This is a genomic window from Amycolatopsis bullii (genome assembly GCF_014654205.1).
Taxonomy (GTDB): domain Bacteria; phylum Actinomycetota; class Actinomycetes; order Mycobacteriales; family Pseudonocardiaceae; genus Amycolatopsis; species Amycolatopsis plumensis.
In genome coordinates this window covers 110,733-126,365 of sequence record NZ_BNAW01000010.1, presented here as the reverse complement: position 1 = coordinate 126,365, position 15,633 = coordinate 110,733, and the positions used below count along the sequence as shown (strand labels likewise).

13 protein-coding genes and 1 pseudogene are annotated in these 15,633 nt (G+C 71.0%); 7 read left to right on the top strand and 7 right to left on the bottom strand.

The genetic code is table 11. The features are described from left to right. Window positions 1–73 precede the first annotated feature (73 nt). The 7 genes and pseudogenes from IE317_RS45590 to IE317_RS15110 form a co-directional block, all read left to right on the top strand. Window positions 74–500: pseudogene (locus IE317_RS45590) on the top strand (SRPBCC family protein); the annotation flags it as partial. Between the two features lie 899 nt (window positions 501–1,399). Beyond that, complete coding sequence (locus IE317_RS15135; protein ID WP_191310527.1) at window positions 1,400–2,623, top strand: GGDEF domain-containing protein; 1,224 nt, start codon at window positions 1,400–1,402, stop codon at window positions 2,621–2,623. A gap of 413 nt (window positions 2,624–3,036) precedes the next feature. After that, a complete protein-coding gene (locus IE317_RS15130) occupies window positions 3,037–4,095 on the top strand; it encodes an NAD(P)-binding domain-containing protein (RefSeq protein WP_191310416.1) in 1,059 nt (352 codons plus the stop codon). Window positions 4,096–4,308: 213 nt separating this feature from the next. Further along, on the top strand, window positions 4,309–4,884 hold the full coding sequence (locus tag IE317_RS15125) for a TetR/AcrR family transcriptional regulator (RefSeq protein ID WP_191310414.1): 576 nt from the start codon (window positions 4,309–4,311) through the stop codon (window positions 4,882–4,884). Window positions 4,885–5,150: 266 nt separating this feature from the next. After that, a complete protein-coding gene (locus tag IE317_RS15120) occupies window positions 5,151–6,704 on the top strand; it encodes a discoidin domain-containing protein (RefSeq protein WP_191310413.1) in 1,554 nt (517 codons plus the stop codon). Window positions 6,705–6,715: 11 nt separating this feature from the next. Beyond that, window positions 6,716–7,948: an MFS transporter gene (locus tag IE317_RS15115; protein WP_191310411.1), complete on the top strand. Its 1,233-nt coding sequence runs from the start codon at window positions 6,716–6,718 to the stop codon at window positions 7,946–7,948. Beyond that, a complete protein-coding gene (locus IE317_RS15110; RefSeq protein ID WP_191310409.1) occupies window positions 7,945–8,898 on the top strand; it encodes a PD40 domain-containing protein in 954 nt (317 codons plus the stop codon). Before IE317_RS15115 ends, IE317_RS15110 begins: the two co-directional genes overlap by 4 nt. Here the strand turns inward: IE317_RS15110 and iolD are convergent. From iolD to IE317_RS15075, 7 genes are read right to left on the bottom strand one after another with little or no spacing between them, the layout of a single operon-like run. Beyond that, the gene (iolD, locus tag IE317_RS15105; protein WP_191310407.1) at window positions 8,883–10,718 is read right to left on the bottom strand and encodes a 3D-(3,5/4)-trihydroxycyclohexane-1,2-dione acylhydrolase (decyclizing); all 1,836 of its coding nucleotides are present in this window, start codon (window positions 10,716–10,718) and stop codon (window positions 8,883–8,885) included. The genes IE317_RS15110 and iolD overlap by 16 nt on opposite strands. Further along, window positions 10,715–11,605: a 5-deoxy-glucuronate isomerase gene (iolB, locus tag IE317_RS15100; RefSeq protein ID WP_191310405.1), complete on the bottom strand. Its 891-nt coding sequence runs from the start codon at window positions 11,603–11,605 to the stop codon at window positions 10,715–10,717. Before iolB ends, iolD begins: the two co-directional genes overlap by 4 nt. Beyond that, window positions 11,602–11,883, bottom strand: coding sequence for a hypothetical protein (locus IE317_RS15095; protein ID WP_191310403.1), 282 nt, complete (start codon window positions 11,881–11,883; stop codon window positions 11,602–11,604). Before IE317_RS15095 ends, iolB begins: the two co-directional genes overlap by 4 nt. Further along, window positions 11,880–12,809 (bottom strand): 5-dehydro-2-deoxygluconokinase, encoded by a 930-nt coding sequence (iolC, locus tag IE317_RS15090; RefSeq protein WP_191310401.1) that lies wholly within the window; start codon window positions 12,807–12,809, stop codon window positions 11,880–11,882. Before iolC ends, IE317_RS15095 begins: the two co-directional genes overlap by 4 nt. After that, window positions 12,806–13,585: an ATP-binding cassette domain-containing protein gene (locus IE317_RS15085; protein WP_191310397.1), complete on the bottom strand. Its 780-nt coding sequence runs from the start codon at window positions 13,583–13,585 to the stop codon at window positions 12,806–12,808. Before IE317_RS15085 ends, iolC begins: the two co-directional genes overlap by 4 nt. Further along, window positions 13,582–14,625 (bottom strand): ABC transporter permease, encoded by a 1,044-nt coding sequence (locus tag IE317_RS15080; protein ID WP_191310396.1) that lies wholly within the window; start codon window positions 14,623–14,625, stop codon window positions 13,582–13,584. Before IE317_RS15080 ends, IE317_RS15085 begins: the two co-directional genes overlap by 4 nt. Further along, complete coding sequence (locus IE317_RS15075; RefSeq protein WP_191310394.1) at window positions 14,622–15,620, bottom strand: sugar ABC transporter substrate-binding protein; 999 nt, start codon at window positions 15,618–15,620, stop codon at window positions 14,622–14,624. The genes IE317_RS15080 and IE317_RS15075 overlap by 4 nt, the downstream gene beginning before the upstream one ends. Window positions 15,621–15,633 lie beyond the last annotated feature (13 nt).

The following is a 15,633-nucleotide window of genomic DNA, read 5'->3' as shown; positions in this document are numbered from 1 at the left end:
CACCCTGGCCGCCGCTTCGGCGGCGGCTAGGGTGGGCAGCGGACCCGTCCGCTTTCAGGAAGGAGGTCGGCCCGTGCGGCTCGACCACGAATTCACCGTCCCGGCTCCGATCGGCGAGGTCTGGCAGGCGGTCGTCGACCCCGAGCGCGTCGCCCCGTGCATGCCGGGTGCCACGCTGACCAAGGTCGAAGGGGACAAGTTCAGCGGAACGGTGAAGGTCAAGTTGGGGCCGATTTCGTTGTTGTACAAGGGGAACGGCGAGTTCCTCGAGAAGGACGAAGCCGCGCACAAGGTGACGATCAAGGCCTCGGGCAAGGACTCCCGCGGAGCAGGCACGGCGGCGGCCACGGTGACGCTGACGTTGACGGAGACGGACGGCGGAACCCGCGGAGCGGTGGCGACCGACCTGGCGATCACGGGCAAGCCGGCCCAGTTCGGCCGCGGGTTGATCAGCGAGGTGGGCGGCAAGATCCTGGACACGTTCGCGGGCTGCCTGTCGGGCAAGCTCGCCCCGGCGAAGGAAGCGGCGGCCTCGCAGGCTTCGGCGGGACAGGCGGCCGCCCAGGCGGCACCGGCCGAGACGGCGGCGAAGGGCGGTTCTGTTGGGCCTGCGCCGGCTGGGGGTGGGGCGGCGGAGGGTGGTTCCGCTCAGGCCGCGACCGGGAGTGCCGCGGCGAAGGGCGGTTCCGCTCCGGGCGCGTCGGCTGAGGGTGCGCCGGTGAAGGGCGCTCCCGCTGAGGCCGCGTCGGCCGAGAGTGGCTCGGCGAAGGAAGCCTCCTCGGCTGCCGCCGGGGGTGTGCCGGTGGCTGAGGCGGCCGCGAAGCCGGTGGCGGAGCAGGGCATGCCGGCGGCTGCGGCCGAGCCGGTGGCCAAGCCGCAGCCCGCGGTCAAGCCGGCGCCGACCACTGCGGAGATCAACACCGAGCCGAAGGCCAAGCCGGCGGAGCGGCCCGCGCTGCACAGCGTGCCGGCGCCGCCCGAAACCGAAGCGATTGACCTGCTCGACTACGCGGGGCAGTCCGTGCTCAAGCGGGTGGTCCCGGTGCTGGTTGCCGTCGCCGCGGTGGCCGGGCTGGTGGCGGTCGTCCGCGCGCTGCGCAAGTGACCGGCGGCCCGCGGCCGGAGGCGCGATTCGGCCTGCCCCGATGGTGAGCGGCGCTGACCTGCGCCGATCTACTTAGCGCGGGTCTTCGGGCCGCGGCAATGCCCGCAATTCGCCCGGACTGGCGACGCGGCACGCCGGAACGGCTACGCTGGGCTACCTGGTCGGCCGAACTTCGCGCAAGGGGTACGTCACGATGCCGGTTCGTCACGTCTGTGGCCTCGGCTCTTGAGAGCCCAGGCCGCCGTGCGCCGGGATGCGCTTTCCACCTGGCCGGGCTGGCCTGCGCGATGGGCGATGTGGGGCGGGGCGAAAAACCGCTGGATCGCCTACGCCCTCGGCTGCGAGCTGCTCGCCGTCGTCGCGACCGGTGCCGCGCTGGCCACCGGGTTCGGTGGCCCGGTGCGCCCGGGCTGGTTCGCCGTGCTGGTCGCGCTCGGCGTGGCGCAGGCCGAGATGTCGCGCCGCATCGAGCGGCTGCGCCGGTGGATGAGCGGGCAGACGCACATCAACGTCACGTCCGTCTGGTACCTCGCCGGTGTCGTCCTGCTCCCGCCGGCCTGGGTGGCGCTGCTGGCCGTGGTGCTCTACTCGCACCTGTGGGTGCGGGTGTGGCGGCAGGTCCGGACGCGGCCCGCGCACCGGTTCGTGGCGAGCACGGCCTGGGCAATGCTCTCGTGTTTCGCTGCTTCCTCCGTTCTCGCGGTGCTGGGGTTGCACGGGACGCCGTTGCAGACGCCGCGCGGGTTGTTCGCGCTCTGCCTGGCGGCCGCGGTGTTCGAGCTGGTGAACGTCGGCCTCGTGGCGGCCGGCATCTACCTGTACACCAGCAAGCGCTCGGCGGCCGACCTGATCGGCACGTGGGAGGACAACGCGTTCGAGCTCGCGACCCTCTGCCTGGGTGGGCTCGCCGCGCTCGCGCTGGTCGAGCAGCCGGTGCTGGTCGTGTTCGTGGTGGCGCCGTTGCTGCTGCTGCACCGGTACCTGCTGTTGAAGCAGCAGTTGCAGGTCGCGGCCGTCACGGACGAGAAGACCGGGCTGCTCAACACCGCGGGCTGGCACGAATCCGCGACGCGCGAGCACGCCCGCGTCCAGCGCCGCGGCACCGGCGGGGGTTTCGCGGTGCTGATGATCGACTTGGACCACTTCAAGCGGATCAACGACACGTACGGCCACCTGACCGGCGACGACGTGCTGGCGGCGGTCGCGGTGGCGATCTCGGGTTCGGTGCGCCAGGGCGACACGGTCGGCCGGTTCGGCGGTGAGGAGTTCGTGGTCCTGCTGCCGGGTATCGGCCGCGCGGACGTGCTGGCGATCGCCGAGCGGGTGCGGGTGGCGGTGGGCGAGCTGAACGTGGTGATTTCGACGGGCACGGGGACGGTCCGGGTGAGTGGCCTTTCGGTGTCGATCGGGGTGGCGCGGTATCCGGACGCCGGGCCGACGCTCGATGATGTGCTCCGCACCGCTGATGCCGCGCTGTACCGGGCCAAGGAGGCCGGGCGGAACCAGGTCGCGGTGTAGGGCAACCGGATGCGCGAGCGGGTGGCCCGCGGTGGCGGGTCGGGGTGCGCGGGGTGCGGAGGCTGGTCACGACCGAGCTGGGATTCCGGTGCGGGAAAGCTCGGGTGTGCTGTGGAGGCCTTGCGTTGGTGCGGTTGTTGGCGCCACCCGGTGTGGAAGGCGGCGAGGAGTGATCGGCGCGTGTGTGCGGGGCGGAGATCGGGCCGCGACCGGCGAGGCACGGGATGGACGGCCCGAGTGAGGGCTGGCTCGGACCTCAGCGTGGGTCTCAGAGCGAGGAGGTTGGTCGCGACTGGTGAGGGGGTAGTTCGAGCTGCGGTGCCGGGGCGGAGCGGAGACCGCGGCCTGACCGCGACTCGGCCGCTGTGATGTAAGGCGCGAAATACCCCGCCGCGGTGGTCGTTGGACACTTCATGAGCGGCGCGGATCACGAGACGGATGTTGTGGTCATCGGGGCCGGGCAGGCCGGGTTGTCCGCCGCCTATCACCTGCGGCGGGCCGGGTTCGGGAACCGGAGCGGGTTCGTTGTGCTCGACCACGGGAAGCGGGCCGGGGGTGCCTGGCAGTACCGGTGGCCGTCGCTGGTCCTGGGGAAGGTGCACGGCATCCATGACCTTCCCGGGATGGCTTTCGGCACTCCGGACGTGACGCGTCCCGCCTCCGAAGTCGTCTCCGAGTACTTTGCGCGCTTCGAAAGCGTCTACGACCTTCCCGTGCTCCGGCCGGTCGACGTCCAGTCCGTGACGCGGCCGGGGGAGCGGCTCCTCGTCTCCAGCCCGGCCGAATCGTGGGCCGCGCGGGCCGTCATCAGTGCCACCGGAACCTGGGACCGTCCTTTCTGGCCGCGCTACCCCGGCCAGGAGACCTTCGCCGGGCGGCAACTGCACACCGCCGACTACGCTGGACCCGAAGACTTTCGCGATCGACGAGTGGTCGTGGTCGGCGGGGGCGCCTCCGCCGTTCAGCTGCTCATGGAGTTCGCCCCGCTCGCCCGGGCGACGGCCTGGGTCACGCGCCGGCCGCCCGTGTGGCGGGACGAGCCCTTCAGCGAGAACTGGGGACGCAGTGCCGTCGCCAAGGTGGCCGAGCGCGTCCGGGCCGGACTGCCGCCCGAAAGCGTGGTCAGCGTGACGGATTTGGCTGTGACGCCGGAAGTGCGCGCCGCCCGGGCCGCCGGGATCCTCGACCGGCGGCCGATGTTCGAGCGGATCACGCCCGCAGGCGTCGCCTGGGCGGACGGCGAACGGTTCGACGCCGACGTGATCCTGTGGGCCACCGGCTTCCGCGCGGCGCTCGATCACCTCGCGCCGCTGCACATCCGGGAGCCTGGTGGCGGTATCAAAATGGACGGCACGCGGGTGGTGCTCGAACCACGCCTGCACCTCGTCGGGTACGGGCCCTCGGCGAGCACGGTCGGCGCCAACCGGGCCGGCCGGGCCGCGGTGGCGGAGATCCGGAAACTGCTGGGCTGAGGGTCTTCGCCGAAGAGCGAAGGCGTGGGTCGAAGGAGCCATAAACCCAAGCTACCGAACATGTGTGCGAACGCCATCGCTGAATCGGGTGATCATCGGAATCCATTGCGCCACAATGAAAAGCCTGAGTGCAGGAGATCCGCGTAAGCCCCATCGGTGCCGGAACGGGCCGCATCGATTCTCCGCAAGTCGACGATGAGGCATGATCGGGGCATGACCGACGGGACGTACGGCACCCAGCGCAAGGCCGCCGCGCGCAACCGGACCGCGATCATCGAAGCCGCCCACGAGCTGTTCGCCCAGAACCCGCTGGTGCCGCTGAGCGAAGTCGCCAAGCGCGCCGGGGTCGGCGCGGGAACCCTCTACCGTCACTTCCCGACCCGCGAAGACCTCATCCTCGCCGCCTACCAGCACGACATCGAACGCCTGACCGCCACGGCCGACGACGTGCTGGCCCGCCACTCCTCCGCGAAGGCCGCCTTCGTCGAGTGGTTCGAGACCCTCGCCGCCTACATCCGCATCAAGCACGGCCTCGGCGACGCGCTGCACAGCGCCGCGGCCCAGGAGCTGATCGACGCCTCCTGGGGGCCGGCCTCCGCAGCGGTCAAGAAGCTCGTCGACGCCTGTGTGGCCGAGGGCACCATCGCGCCCGGGCACGACCCCGCCGACATCATCATGCTCATGAGCTTCCTGTGGCGGGTCGCGAACAACGACGACGGCGCGGCCCAGGGGCGGCGGCTGATCGCGGCCGTCTTCCAGGGCCTCCAGGCGCCGCCGCAGGCCGGCTGACCGCCTCCGGTCCCGCGCCGCGGAGCAGTATGCCGCTCACCGGCACAGGCGCTGAGCTGCGGGAATCGTGAAAAACTCACCCTCTTGACCGATTCAAGGGCAAGACAAGTCTTGTCAGCCGGAACAGGGTCTCGTTACAGTCCGCTTAGTTAGGAAACTTTCCTAACTGATTTCCCCCGACGCCGCAGCCCACCAGCCACCGCCAGGCCCGTAAGGAGCGCGACGTGCCGTCGACCCGACTACGTCCTTTAGCCCGACTCACCCCGGTGATCGCCGCCGTGGTTCTGCTGCCCTCCGCGATCGCCGCGGCCGCCACCACCCAGGCCGCCGATGTCCTGCTGTCCCAGGGAAAGCCGGTCGCCACTTCGACGGTCGAAAGCTCGTCGTACACCGGCGCCAAGGCCGTCGACGGGAGCACCACCACCCGCTGGGCCAGCGCCGAAGGCTCCGACCCGCAGTGGCTGCGGATCGACCTCGGCCAGCCGGCGACCATCCACCGCGTCGTCCTCAACTGGGAGGCCGCGTACGCGAAGAAGTACCGCATCGAGGTCTCCGACGACGGCACGACGTTCACCACCGCCGCCACCATCGACACCGGCGACGGCAAGATCGACGACCTCGGCGGCCTCACCGCCCGCGGCCGCTTCGTGCGCTTCGTCGGCCTCACCCGCGGCACGAGCTACGGGTACTCCTTCTGGGAGATGCAGGTCTTCGGCACCACGGACTCCTCCGGCGACACCCAGGCCCCGAGCACCCCGGCCGGCCTCACCGCGGGCACGGCGACCGCCACGAGCGTCCCGCTGACCTGGGGCGCCGCCACCGACAACGTCGGCGTCACCGGGTACGACGTCCTCCGCAACGGCACCGCGGTCGCCACCAGCGTGACGACGTCCTACACCGACACCGGGCTCGCCCCGGACACCAGTTACACCTACACGGTCCGCGCCCGCGACGCCGCGGGGAACGTTTCCGCCGCGAGCGCGCCGATCACCGTCAAGACCGCCGCCGGGAGCGCGGGGTTCGTCCTCGCCGCGGCCGGTGACATCGCCGAACAGTGCACGGCGAGCAGCTCCAGCTGCGTGCACCCGAAGACCGCGAAGCTCGTCGAGAACATGAACCCCGCGGCCGTGATCACCATGGGTGACAACCAGTACGACGAACCCACGCTGTCGGACTTCAAGAACTACTACGACAAGACGTGGGGCAAGTTCAAGAGCATCACCCACCCGATCCCGGGCAACCACGAGTCCTACTCCGGGTTCACCGGCTACGACCAGTACTTCGGCGCCATCGCCAAGCCGCAGGGCCAGCGGTACTACAGCTGGGAAATGGGCAACTGGCACTTCATCGCCCTCGACTCCAACGACTTCGTCACCCACGACGACTTCGCCGAGCCGCCCCAGATCACCTGGCTGAAGCAGGACCTCGCCAACAACAAGAAGGGCTGTGTCGCGGCGTACTACCACCACCCGCGGTGGAGCTCGGGCGACCACGGCGACAACATCGACAGCATCGAGCTGTGGAACCTGCTGGTGGCCAACAAGGTCGATCTCGTCCTCAACGGCCACGACCACGACTACGAGCGGTTCGTCCCGCAGAACGCCGACGGCAAGGCCGACACAGGAGGCCCGGTCGAGATCGTCGGTGGCAGCGGTGGCGCCAACCTCTACAACCTGAGGTCCGCGCACGCGACGACCGCCAAGCTGCTGAAGACCTTCGGCGTCCTGAAGCTCTCGATGACGGACACCACGTTCCAGACGCAGCTCATCGGCGTCGACGGCAAGGTCCTCGACAACAGCCCGACCTACACCTGCCACTAGGAGGCCCGGGCATGTACATCGCGGCAAGCCGTACCTCGGACCTGGCGTCCGGGACCGACCGCAAACCGGCGCTGAAGCGGGTGTCCGCCAACGTGGTGGCGCTCGGGATGGTCAGCCTGGTCACCGACGTCTCGTCGGAGATGGTCACCGCCGTCCTCCCGCTCTACCTGGTGCTCGGCCTGGGCCTGAACCCGCTGCAGTTCGGGCTGCTCGACGGGCTCTACGCCGGCGCCACCGCGGTCGTGCGGGTGCTCGGCGGGCACCTCGCCGACCGGTGGCGGCGGCTCAAGGCGGTCGCCGGGTTCGGGTACGGCTTGTCCGCGGTGTGCAAGCTCGGCCTGGTCGCGGCCGGTTCGTCGGTCGCGGCCATCGGCCTGGTCCTCGCCGCCGACCGCACCGGCAAGGGGCTGCGCACCGGCCCGCGTGACGCGCTCATCTCGCTGTCCAGCGAGCCGGCGACCCTCGGCCGGTCGTTCGGGGTGCACCGGGCGATGGACACCGTCGGCGCGTTCCTCGGCCCGCTGGTGGCGATGGCGGTGCTCGCGCTGAGCCTCGGCAGCTACACCAGCGTGTTCTTCACCAGCTTCTGCATCGCGGCCATCGCCGTGCTGCTGCTGGCCCTGTTCGTCCGCGACCGGCCCGGCAGCGTCGACCGCGCGGCGGTGTCCGCCCGAGCCGCGTTAGGCCTGCTGAAGCAGCAGGACTTCCGGCGCGTGGCGCTCTGGGCGGCCATGCTGGGCCTGGTCACGGTCGGCGACTCGTTCGTCTACCTGATCCTGCAGCGCCGCTGGGAGATCGCGGCGACGTACTTCCCGCTGCTGCCGCTCGGCACGGCCGGGGTCTACCTGCTGCTGGCCGTGCCGCTCGGCAAGCTCGCCGACCGCGTCGGCCGCTGGCCGGTGTTCCTCGGCGGGCACGCGGCCCTGTGCCTGGCCCTGGTGCTGCTCTGCGGCCCGCGGGCGGGGCTGTGGCTCGCCGTCGTCGCGCTCGGCCTGCACGGTGTGTTCTACGCGGCCACCGACGGCGTCCTCATGGCCGCGGCCGGTCCGCTCATCCCGGCCGGCCTGCGCGCCACCGGGCTGGCCGTGGTGCAGACGGGCCAGGCCGTGGCCCGGATGCTCTCCTCCGTCCTCTTCGGACTGGCGTGGACGCTGTGGGACCTGCGGCCCGCGGTGGGAGTCGCCGCGGTCTGCCTGGCCGCCGTCGCCCTCGCCGCCGCCTTCGCGAAACCGGTGCGCCCGTGAAGAAACTCGTCCTCGCCCTCACCGGCACGGCCCTTCTCGTCGCTGCCGCCGTCACGTACACACTCAGCGCGCGGCAGGACACCGCGGCGGCCGAACCCGCCGCCGCGGTGACCCTGGCGCCCGGCCAGTTGCTGTTCCGCGACACGGCGACCGGCCGCGTCGGCGCCGTCCCCCTCGGCCTGCCTGATAAGAAACCGCAGCTCAGTGGCCTGAAGTGCGATCGCTTCGCGGTGGCGAAGCAGACGGCGGTGTGCCTGGCCGTCCGGCCCGGCACGCTCCCGGCCATCACCGACGTCCTCGTCCTCGACGACCACCTCGCCGTCCGCCACACCGAAGCCCTGCCCGGCACGCCGAGCCGCGCGCGCGTTTCGCCGGACGGCAAACGCGTCTACTGGACGCTGTTCGTCACGGGTGACTCCTACGCCCAGACCGGTTTCTCGACCCGCGCCGGGCTCTACGACGTCGAGACCGGGCGCCTGGTCAAGACGATCGAAGAGCTGCCGGTCTTCAAGGACGGCAACCGCTACTTCGCGGCCGACGTCAACTACTGGGGTATCACCTTCGCCCCCGACGGCAACCGCTTCTACGCCACCCTCGGCAGCAAGGGCAAGACGTACCTCGTCGAAGCCGACTACCGGCGGTACCGGGGCAAAACCCTCCGCGAGAACGTCGAATGCCCGTCGCTGTCCCCGGACGGCAAGCGGATCGCCTTCAAGAAGAAGGTCGGCGACGGCGTCTGGCGGCTGTCCGTCCTGGACCTCGCGAGCATGACGGAGACGGAGCTCGCCGAGACCCGCAGCGTCGACGACCAAGCCCTCTGGCAGGACGATCGCACGATCCTCTACGGGCTGGACAACGCCGTCTGGGCGGCCCCGGCCGACGGCTCCGGCGCACCGAGGCAGCTCCACGCCGGAGCGGCGTCGCCGGCCGTCACTCAGGACCCGAGGTAACGCACCTGGCCGCCCTTTCCACGCTCGTACTCGTCCCGCCCGGCCAGGTGCTCGGGCACGCCGACCTCCCACCAGGCCCCGGCTTCGGTCCAGGTCGACGGCTGCGTCTTCACCACGACGACGGCCGGGCGCTGCTCCGCGACCGCCGCCTCACGAGCCGACGCGTAGGCCGACCGCAGCGAGTCCACCGTGGACGCCGTGAACACCACGCAGCCCAGGGATTCCGCGTGGCGGGCGAAGTCGACTCGCGGCGGCGAAGCGTGCGAAGTCGTGCAGTCGGCGTAGAAGTTGTTGAACGGCTTGCCGCCCTGACCCTGCTGGAGGCGGGCGATCACCGCGTACCCGTCGTTGTCACACACCACCGCGACGAACGGATGGCCCGCGAACGCGGCCGAGAACAGCTCCGAGTTCAGCATCAGGTACGAGCCGTCACCCAGCAGGGTCGTCACCAGGCCCGGGTGGGCGATCGCCGCGCCCCATGCGCCGGACAGCTCGTAGCCCATGCAGGAGAATCCGTACTCGACGTCCATCGAGACCGAGCCGGACCCGCGCCAGCCGCCGATCAGCTCGCCCGGCAGCCCGCCGGAGGCCGTCATGACGTAGTCGTGCTCGTCCGACAGCGTGTTCACGACGCCGACCACCTGCGCGTACGACGGCAGCTCACCCGAAGGGGAGCGCAGGGAGTCGATGTGCGCGTCCCAGGAAGCGCGTTCGGCCGCGGCTCGCGACGTCCACGAAGGGTCCACCCGCCAGCTCTCCAGTTGGGCGGCGAGGTCCGTCAAACCCGCGTCGGCGTCCCCGACCACCGAGAGCGCCCCGTGCTTCACCGCGTCGAACCGGGCGGCGTTGAGCGACACCAGCCGGACGTCGGGGGCGAAGACGGTCCAGGACGCCGTTGTGAAGTCCTGCAGCCGCGTCCCCACCGCGAACACGACGTCCGCGGCCGCCGCGACGACGTTCGCCGACGTCGAGCCGGTGATGCCCAGCGGCCCGGCGTGCAGCGGGTGCTCGTGCGGCACCAGCGTCCGGCCCGCCGTGGTCTCCACGAGCGGGATTCCGTGCCGCTCGGCGAACTCGAGCGCGCGCTGCCCGGCGCCGGAGTACCGGACGCCGCCGCCGAGCACCAGCAGCGGCCGCTTCGCCGCCCGCAACACCCCGGCCGCCTCGGTGACCGAACGCCGGTCCGGGCGGGGGCGCAGCGGGCGGTGCGTGACCGGTTCGAACAGCGCGTCCGGGAAGTCGTACGTCTCCGCCTGGACGTCCTGCGGCAGGGCGAGGGTCACCGGCCCGGCCTCGGCCGGGTCCGTGAGCACCCGCGCGACCTGCGGCAACGTCGAAATCAGCTGCTCGGGCCGGGTGATCCGGTCGAAGTAGCGCGAGACCGCGCGGAAGGCGTCGTTGACCGTCGCCGTCGCATCGCCGAACGGTTCGATCTGCTGCAGCACCGGGTCCGGCGCCCGGTTGGTGAACGTGTCGCCCGGCAGCAGCAGCACCGGCAGCCGGTTCGCGTGGGCGACGCCGGCCGCGGTCACCATGTTCAAGGCGCCCGGCCCGATCGACGACGTCACGACGCCGACCTGCCGCCGGTGGGTGGCCTTCGCGTACCCGACCGCGGCCAGCGCCATGCCCTGCTCGGTGTGCCCGCGCCAGACCGGGATGTCGCCGCGGTGTTCCTCCAGCGCGGTGCCGAGGCCGAGGACGTTGCCGTGCCCGAAGATCGCGAACACGCCGGGGAACAGCGGGACTTCGCGCCCGTCGAGGGTTTCCGAGCGCTGGGCGAGGATCCAGCCGACCAGCGCCTGAGCCATCGTCAGCTTCACTGCACACGTCCTTCGTGACTCGTGACGGGGCATCGCGGGTCAAGGTCCTGCGTTGCCCACGTGTCGCGGACCCAGCCGTGCGCGGGGTCGTCGCAGAACGCCATGGACCGCTCGTCGGCCGGTCCGGCCAGGACGTTCAGGTAGTACATCGGGTAACCCGGTGCGGCCACGCACGGCCCGTGGTAGCCGCGCGGGATGAGGAAGACGTCGTGGTCGCGCACGGCGACGTCCTCGTCCAACTCGCCGTCGGCGGTGTACGTCCGGTGCAGGCCGAAGCCTTCTCGGGACGGTGTCACGCCGTCGCGGCCGGCGATGCGGAAGTAGTAGATCTCCTCGTTGACGACCTCGCACTCGGTCGCTTCGTCGTGCTTGTGCGGCGGGTACGAGGACCAGTTGCCGCCCGGCGTGATCAGCTCGCACGCGTTGAGCTTGTCGGCGTGGTCCCACACCCCGGGCACGCCGAAGTTGGTCACCTGCCGCGTCGCCTGCCCCGCGCCGCGCACCTCCACCGGCACGTCTTCGGCGGGGCCGTACTTCGGGTCGAGACGCCGGGTGCAGCGCGCCATCGGCAACGCGACCTCCAAGCCCTCTTTTGTCGACAACTCGACTTCGGCCTCCCGGGGGACGTACGCGAAGTCCGTCACGCGCGTGAAGACCGAGTCGCGGCCGCGGAGTTCGAAGACCTGGCCGTCGACCCGGACGGTCGCGGATCCGGCCAGGGGCAGCACGAAGGCTTCGAACTCGCCGGTGTGCAGCATCCGCGTCTCGCCGGGGGCCAGGGCGAGCACCCGCAGCCCGGAGTACCGCCACCCGGCGGTGTCCGGGGTCAGCCGGACCGGGTCGGCGTCGTCGGACAGTGTCCCGAGTGGACGGTGCAGCTTGCTCACTTCGCGGCCTCCAGAGCTTTCGCGGCGGCTTCGACATTTCCCGCAGGGTTCATGACCAGGCCGCGGACGACCCCGTGCGACAGCGTCCAGTCCGGTGGCAGGCCGCCGAGCAGCACCGGCAGTGTCGTGGCGTCCAGGGCCTCCGGCAGCTCGATCAGGGTGACCAGACCGTACGCGGCCAGCTCGGTGACCGCGTCGGCGCAGGCCTGCCGGGTCGGGACCGGGTTCGTGGCGCGGACGTGCAGGAGCTCCTGCCACCGCTCGTCCGTGAGGATCACAGCAGTTCCTCGATCTCCCCGGCGGTCGGCATGGCGTCGGCGCAGGCCAGCCGGGACGCGACGAGCGCGCCCGCGGCGTTCGCGTACTCCGCGATCCGCACCGGGTCCCAGCCCGACAGCAGGCCGTGGATCAGCGCGCCACCGAAACCGTCGCCCGCGCCGAGCCCGCAGACGACCTCGACGCGCTGCGGCGGCACGGTCGACCGGCTCTCCGGGGTCGCCACCAGCACCCCTTCGGCGCCCTTCTTGATCACCGCGAGCCGGAGACCGCGTTCGAGCAGGCGGTCCGCGGCCGCGTCCGGGTCCGCGGTGCCGACGGCGACCTCCACCTCGGTGCGGTTGCCGACCGCGACCGTGACGTGGTCGAGCAGCCCGCCGATCTCGGCGTGCGCCTGCTCGACCGACGGCCAGAACATCGGCCGGTAGTCCAGGTCCAGGACGGTGTGCTCCCGCCGGCCGCGGGCCTCGAGGATCTTCCGCTGGGTCGCCCGCGCGGGTTCCACGGAGACGCCGGTGCCGGTGACCCACAGCAGCGGCACCGACTCCACGACGTCCCAGGGCACGTCTTCGTCGGTCAGTGTGAGGTCGGGGGCGATCGGGGAGCGGTAGAACAGCAGCGGCGGATCGGCGGGCGGGTTGAGCTCGCAGAACACGACCGGCGTCTGCAGGTCCGGCGAGGTGCCCACGAACTCCGGTGAGACGCCGAAGCCGTCGAGGGCCTGCCGGACGTAGTCGCCGAAGCCGTCCGGGCCAACCTTGGTGAGCACCGCCGTGCGCCGGCCGAGCCGCGCGGCGGCGACCGCGACGTTGGTCGCGGTCCCGCCGAGCGACTTGGCGAACGTGCTGACCCCGGCCAGCGGGACGCCGCTCTGCTCGGGGTAGAGGTCGACGCCCACCCGGCCGATCGTCAGCGCTTCGAGACTCACGCCTTTTCCACCTGCCGCAGCTCGTGTTCGAGGGCTTCCAGTTCGGCACCGCCCGCCATCTGCCGGGTCAGCTCGCCGATGTCGATCTCGGACTTCTCGTAGTGCCCGAGCGCGGCACCCCGCTTGAGCAGCAGGAACCGGTCGGCGACAGGGTAGGCGTGGTGCGGGTTGTGCGTGATCAGGACGACGCCGAGGCCGCGGTCCCGCGCCTGGGCGACGTACTTCAGCACGACCCCGGCCTGCTTGACACCGAGGGCCGCCGTCGGCTCGTCGAGGATCAGTACCTTCGCGCCGAAGTACACCGCCCGCGCGATCGCGACGCACTGGCGCTCGCCACCCGAGAGCGTGCCGACCGGCTGCTCGACGTCCCGCAGGTCGATGCCCATGTCGGACAACGCCTTCTTCGTCGTCTCGCGGCCCTTCTTCCGGTCGAGCATGCGGAACGGGCCGAACCCGGTCGTCGGCTCCGAGCCGAGGAAGAAGTTGCGCCAGACGCTCATCAGCGGCACCACGGCGAGGTCCTGGTACACGGTCGCGATGCCGCGGTCGAGGGCCTCGCGCGGCGAGGAGAACCGCACCGGCTCGCCCTCGACGAGGAACTCGCCGCGGTCGTGCTGGTGCACCCCGGCCAGGATCTTGATCAGCGTGGACTTGCCGGCGCCGTTGTCGCCGAGGACGCAGGTGACCTCACCGGCATTGACCACTGTGGACACATCGCGCAGCGCGATCACGCTGCCGTACGTCTTCCCGATGTCGCGAACTTCGAGCAGGCTCATCGGCGTACCCTCTCCGCGCGGCGCCGGAACGCGTTGTTGACCAGGACCGCGGCCAGCAGCATGACGCCGAGGAACAGCATGAACCAGTCGCTGTTCCACTGCGCGAACACGATGCCCTGCCGCGCCATGCCGAAGATCAGCGCGCCGATCGCCGCGCCCACCGCCGAGCCGAACCCGCCGGTGAGCAGGCAGCCGCCGATCACCGCGGCGATGATGTACTGGAACTCCAGCCCGATGCCCTGGTTGGCCTGGACGCTGGCGAAGCGCAGGATGTTGATCGAGCCGACCAGCCACGCGCCGAGTGCGGTGCCCATGAACAGCAGGATCTTCGTGCGCACGACCGGCACACCGACCGAGCGGGCCGACACCTGCGACCCGCCGACCGCGAAGATCCAGTTGCCGAACCGGGTCCGCACCAGCAGCCACGCGGCGATCGCGGTGACGACGATCCACCAGACGATCGAGGACTGGAACTCCGTGCCGCCGATGGCGAACGTCGAGGCGAACAGCCCGCCGGCCGACTCGTAGCCGCTGGTCGAGCGCATGCCCGAAACCTGGACGGTGTTGGTGACCAGCCGCGTCACGCCGAGGTTGAGCCCCTGCAACGCCAGGAACGAGCCCAGCGTGACGATGAAGCTGGGCAGCCCGGTCTTCATCACCAGCCAGCCGTTGAACGCGCCGACGCCGAGCGCGAAGGCCAGCGATGCCAGCAGCGCCAGCCAGACGTTCCAGCCCGCCTGCGTCGCCAGGATCGCGGTGACCAGCGACGTCGACGCCGTCATCACGCCCGCCGAGAGGTCGAACTCGCCGCCGACCATGAGCAGCGCGACCACGACGGCCATGATGCCCAGCGTCGAGGAGTCGTCGAGCCAGGTCGCCACGCCCAGCGGGCTGAGGAACTGGCCGGTGACGACCGAGAAGAAGACGAAGACGAGCACGGCACCGAGGAGCGCGCCGATTTCGGGGCGGACGACCAGGCGGTCGGTCAGCCCTTTCTTGGCGACGCGCTCGTCGGGCTGCGCTTGGATCGCTGCGGTCATCGCGTGCCGCGCTGCGCGTACGGGGCGATGGTGTCGATGTTGGTCTTGTCGACGAAGCCCGGGCCGGTCTGGACGGGCTTGCCGCCGCCGATGGTGTTGCCGTTTTCCTTGTACAGCTTAAGGAACACGATCGGCAGGTAGCCCTGCTCGTACTGCTGCTGGTCGACGGCGAAGAGGATGCTGCCGTCCTTGATGGCCGCGACGACGTCGGCGTTCAGGTCGAACGTGGCCACCTGGGCCTTCGAGCCGGCTTCCTTCGCGGCGGCGACGGCACGCGCCGCGACCTGCGAGTTCAGCGCCAGCACGGCGTCGATCGACGGGTCGGACTGCAGCGCGCCGCGGATCCGCGCTTGTGCGTCGGTCGGGTTGGAGATGTCGACCTGCAGCGTCGTGACGTCGCCGAAGGCCTGCTTCGCGCCGTCGCAGCGCTGGTTCTGGCCGATGTTGCCGGCTTCGTGGATGACGCACAGCAGCTTGGTCTTGCCTGCCGCCTTGAGCCGCTGGCCGGCGCCCTGGCCCGCCAGGCCTTCGCTCTGCCCGACGTGCGCGATCGCGCCGAACTGGGCGCTGAAGTCCTCGCCGGAGTTGATGGTGATGACCGGGATGCCGGCCTTCACCGCGTTCTGGATCGACGTCTGCAGGGCCTGGGGGTTCGCCATCGACACGACCAGGCCGCCGACCTTCTGCGCGACCGCGTTGTCGATCAGCCGGGCCTGGTTGCCCGGGTCGCCGTCGGAGAAGTAGTCGACGCCGACGTTCAGGTCCTTGCCCGCCTGCTCGGCGCCGTTCTTGACGACGTTCCAGAAGGCGTCGCCGGCGCTGCCGTGGGTGACCACGGCGACCTTGAGCGGGCCACCCGCGTTCGGGGCCGCGGCGGTCGCGGAGCTGGGGCTGTTGCTCTTCGAGTTGTCGGCGGTGGGGCCGCTGCAGGCGGCGAGGACGAGCCCGGCTGTGGCGATCGCCGCCACGCCGGCCAGCTTCTTGAGAGAAAACACAGTCACTCCTTTG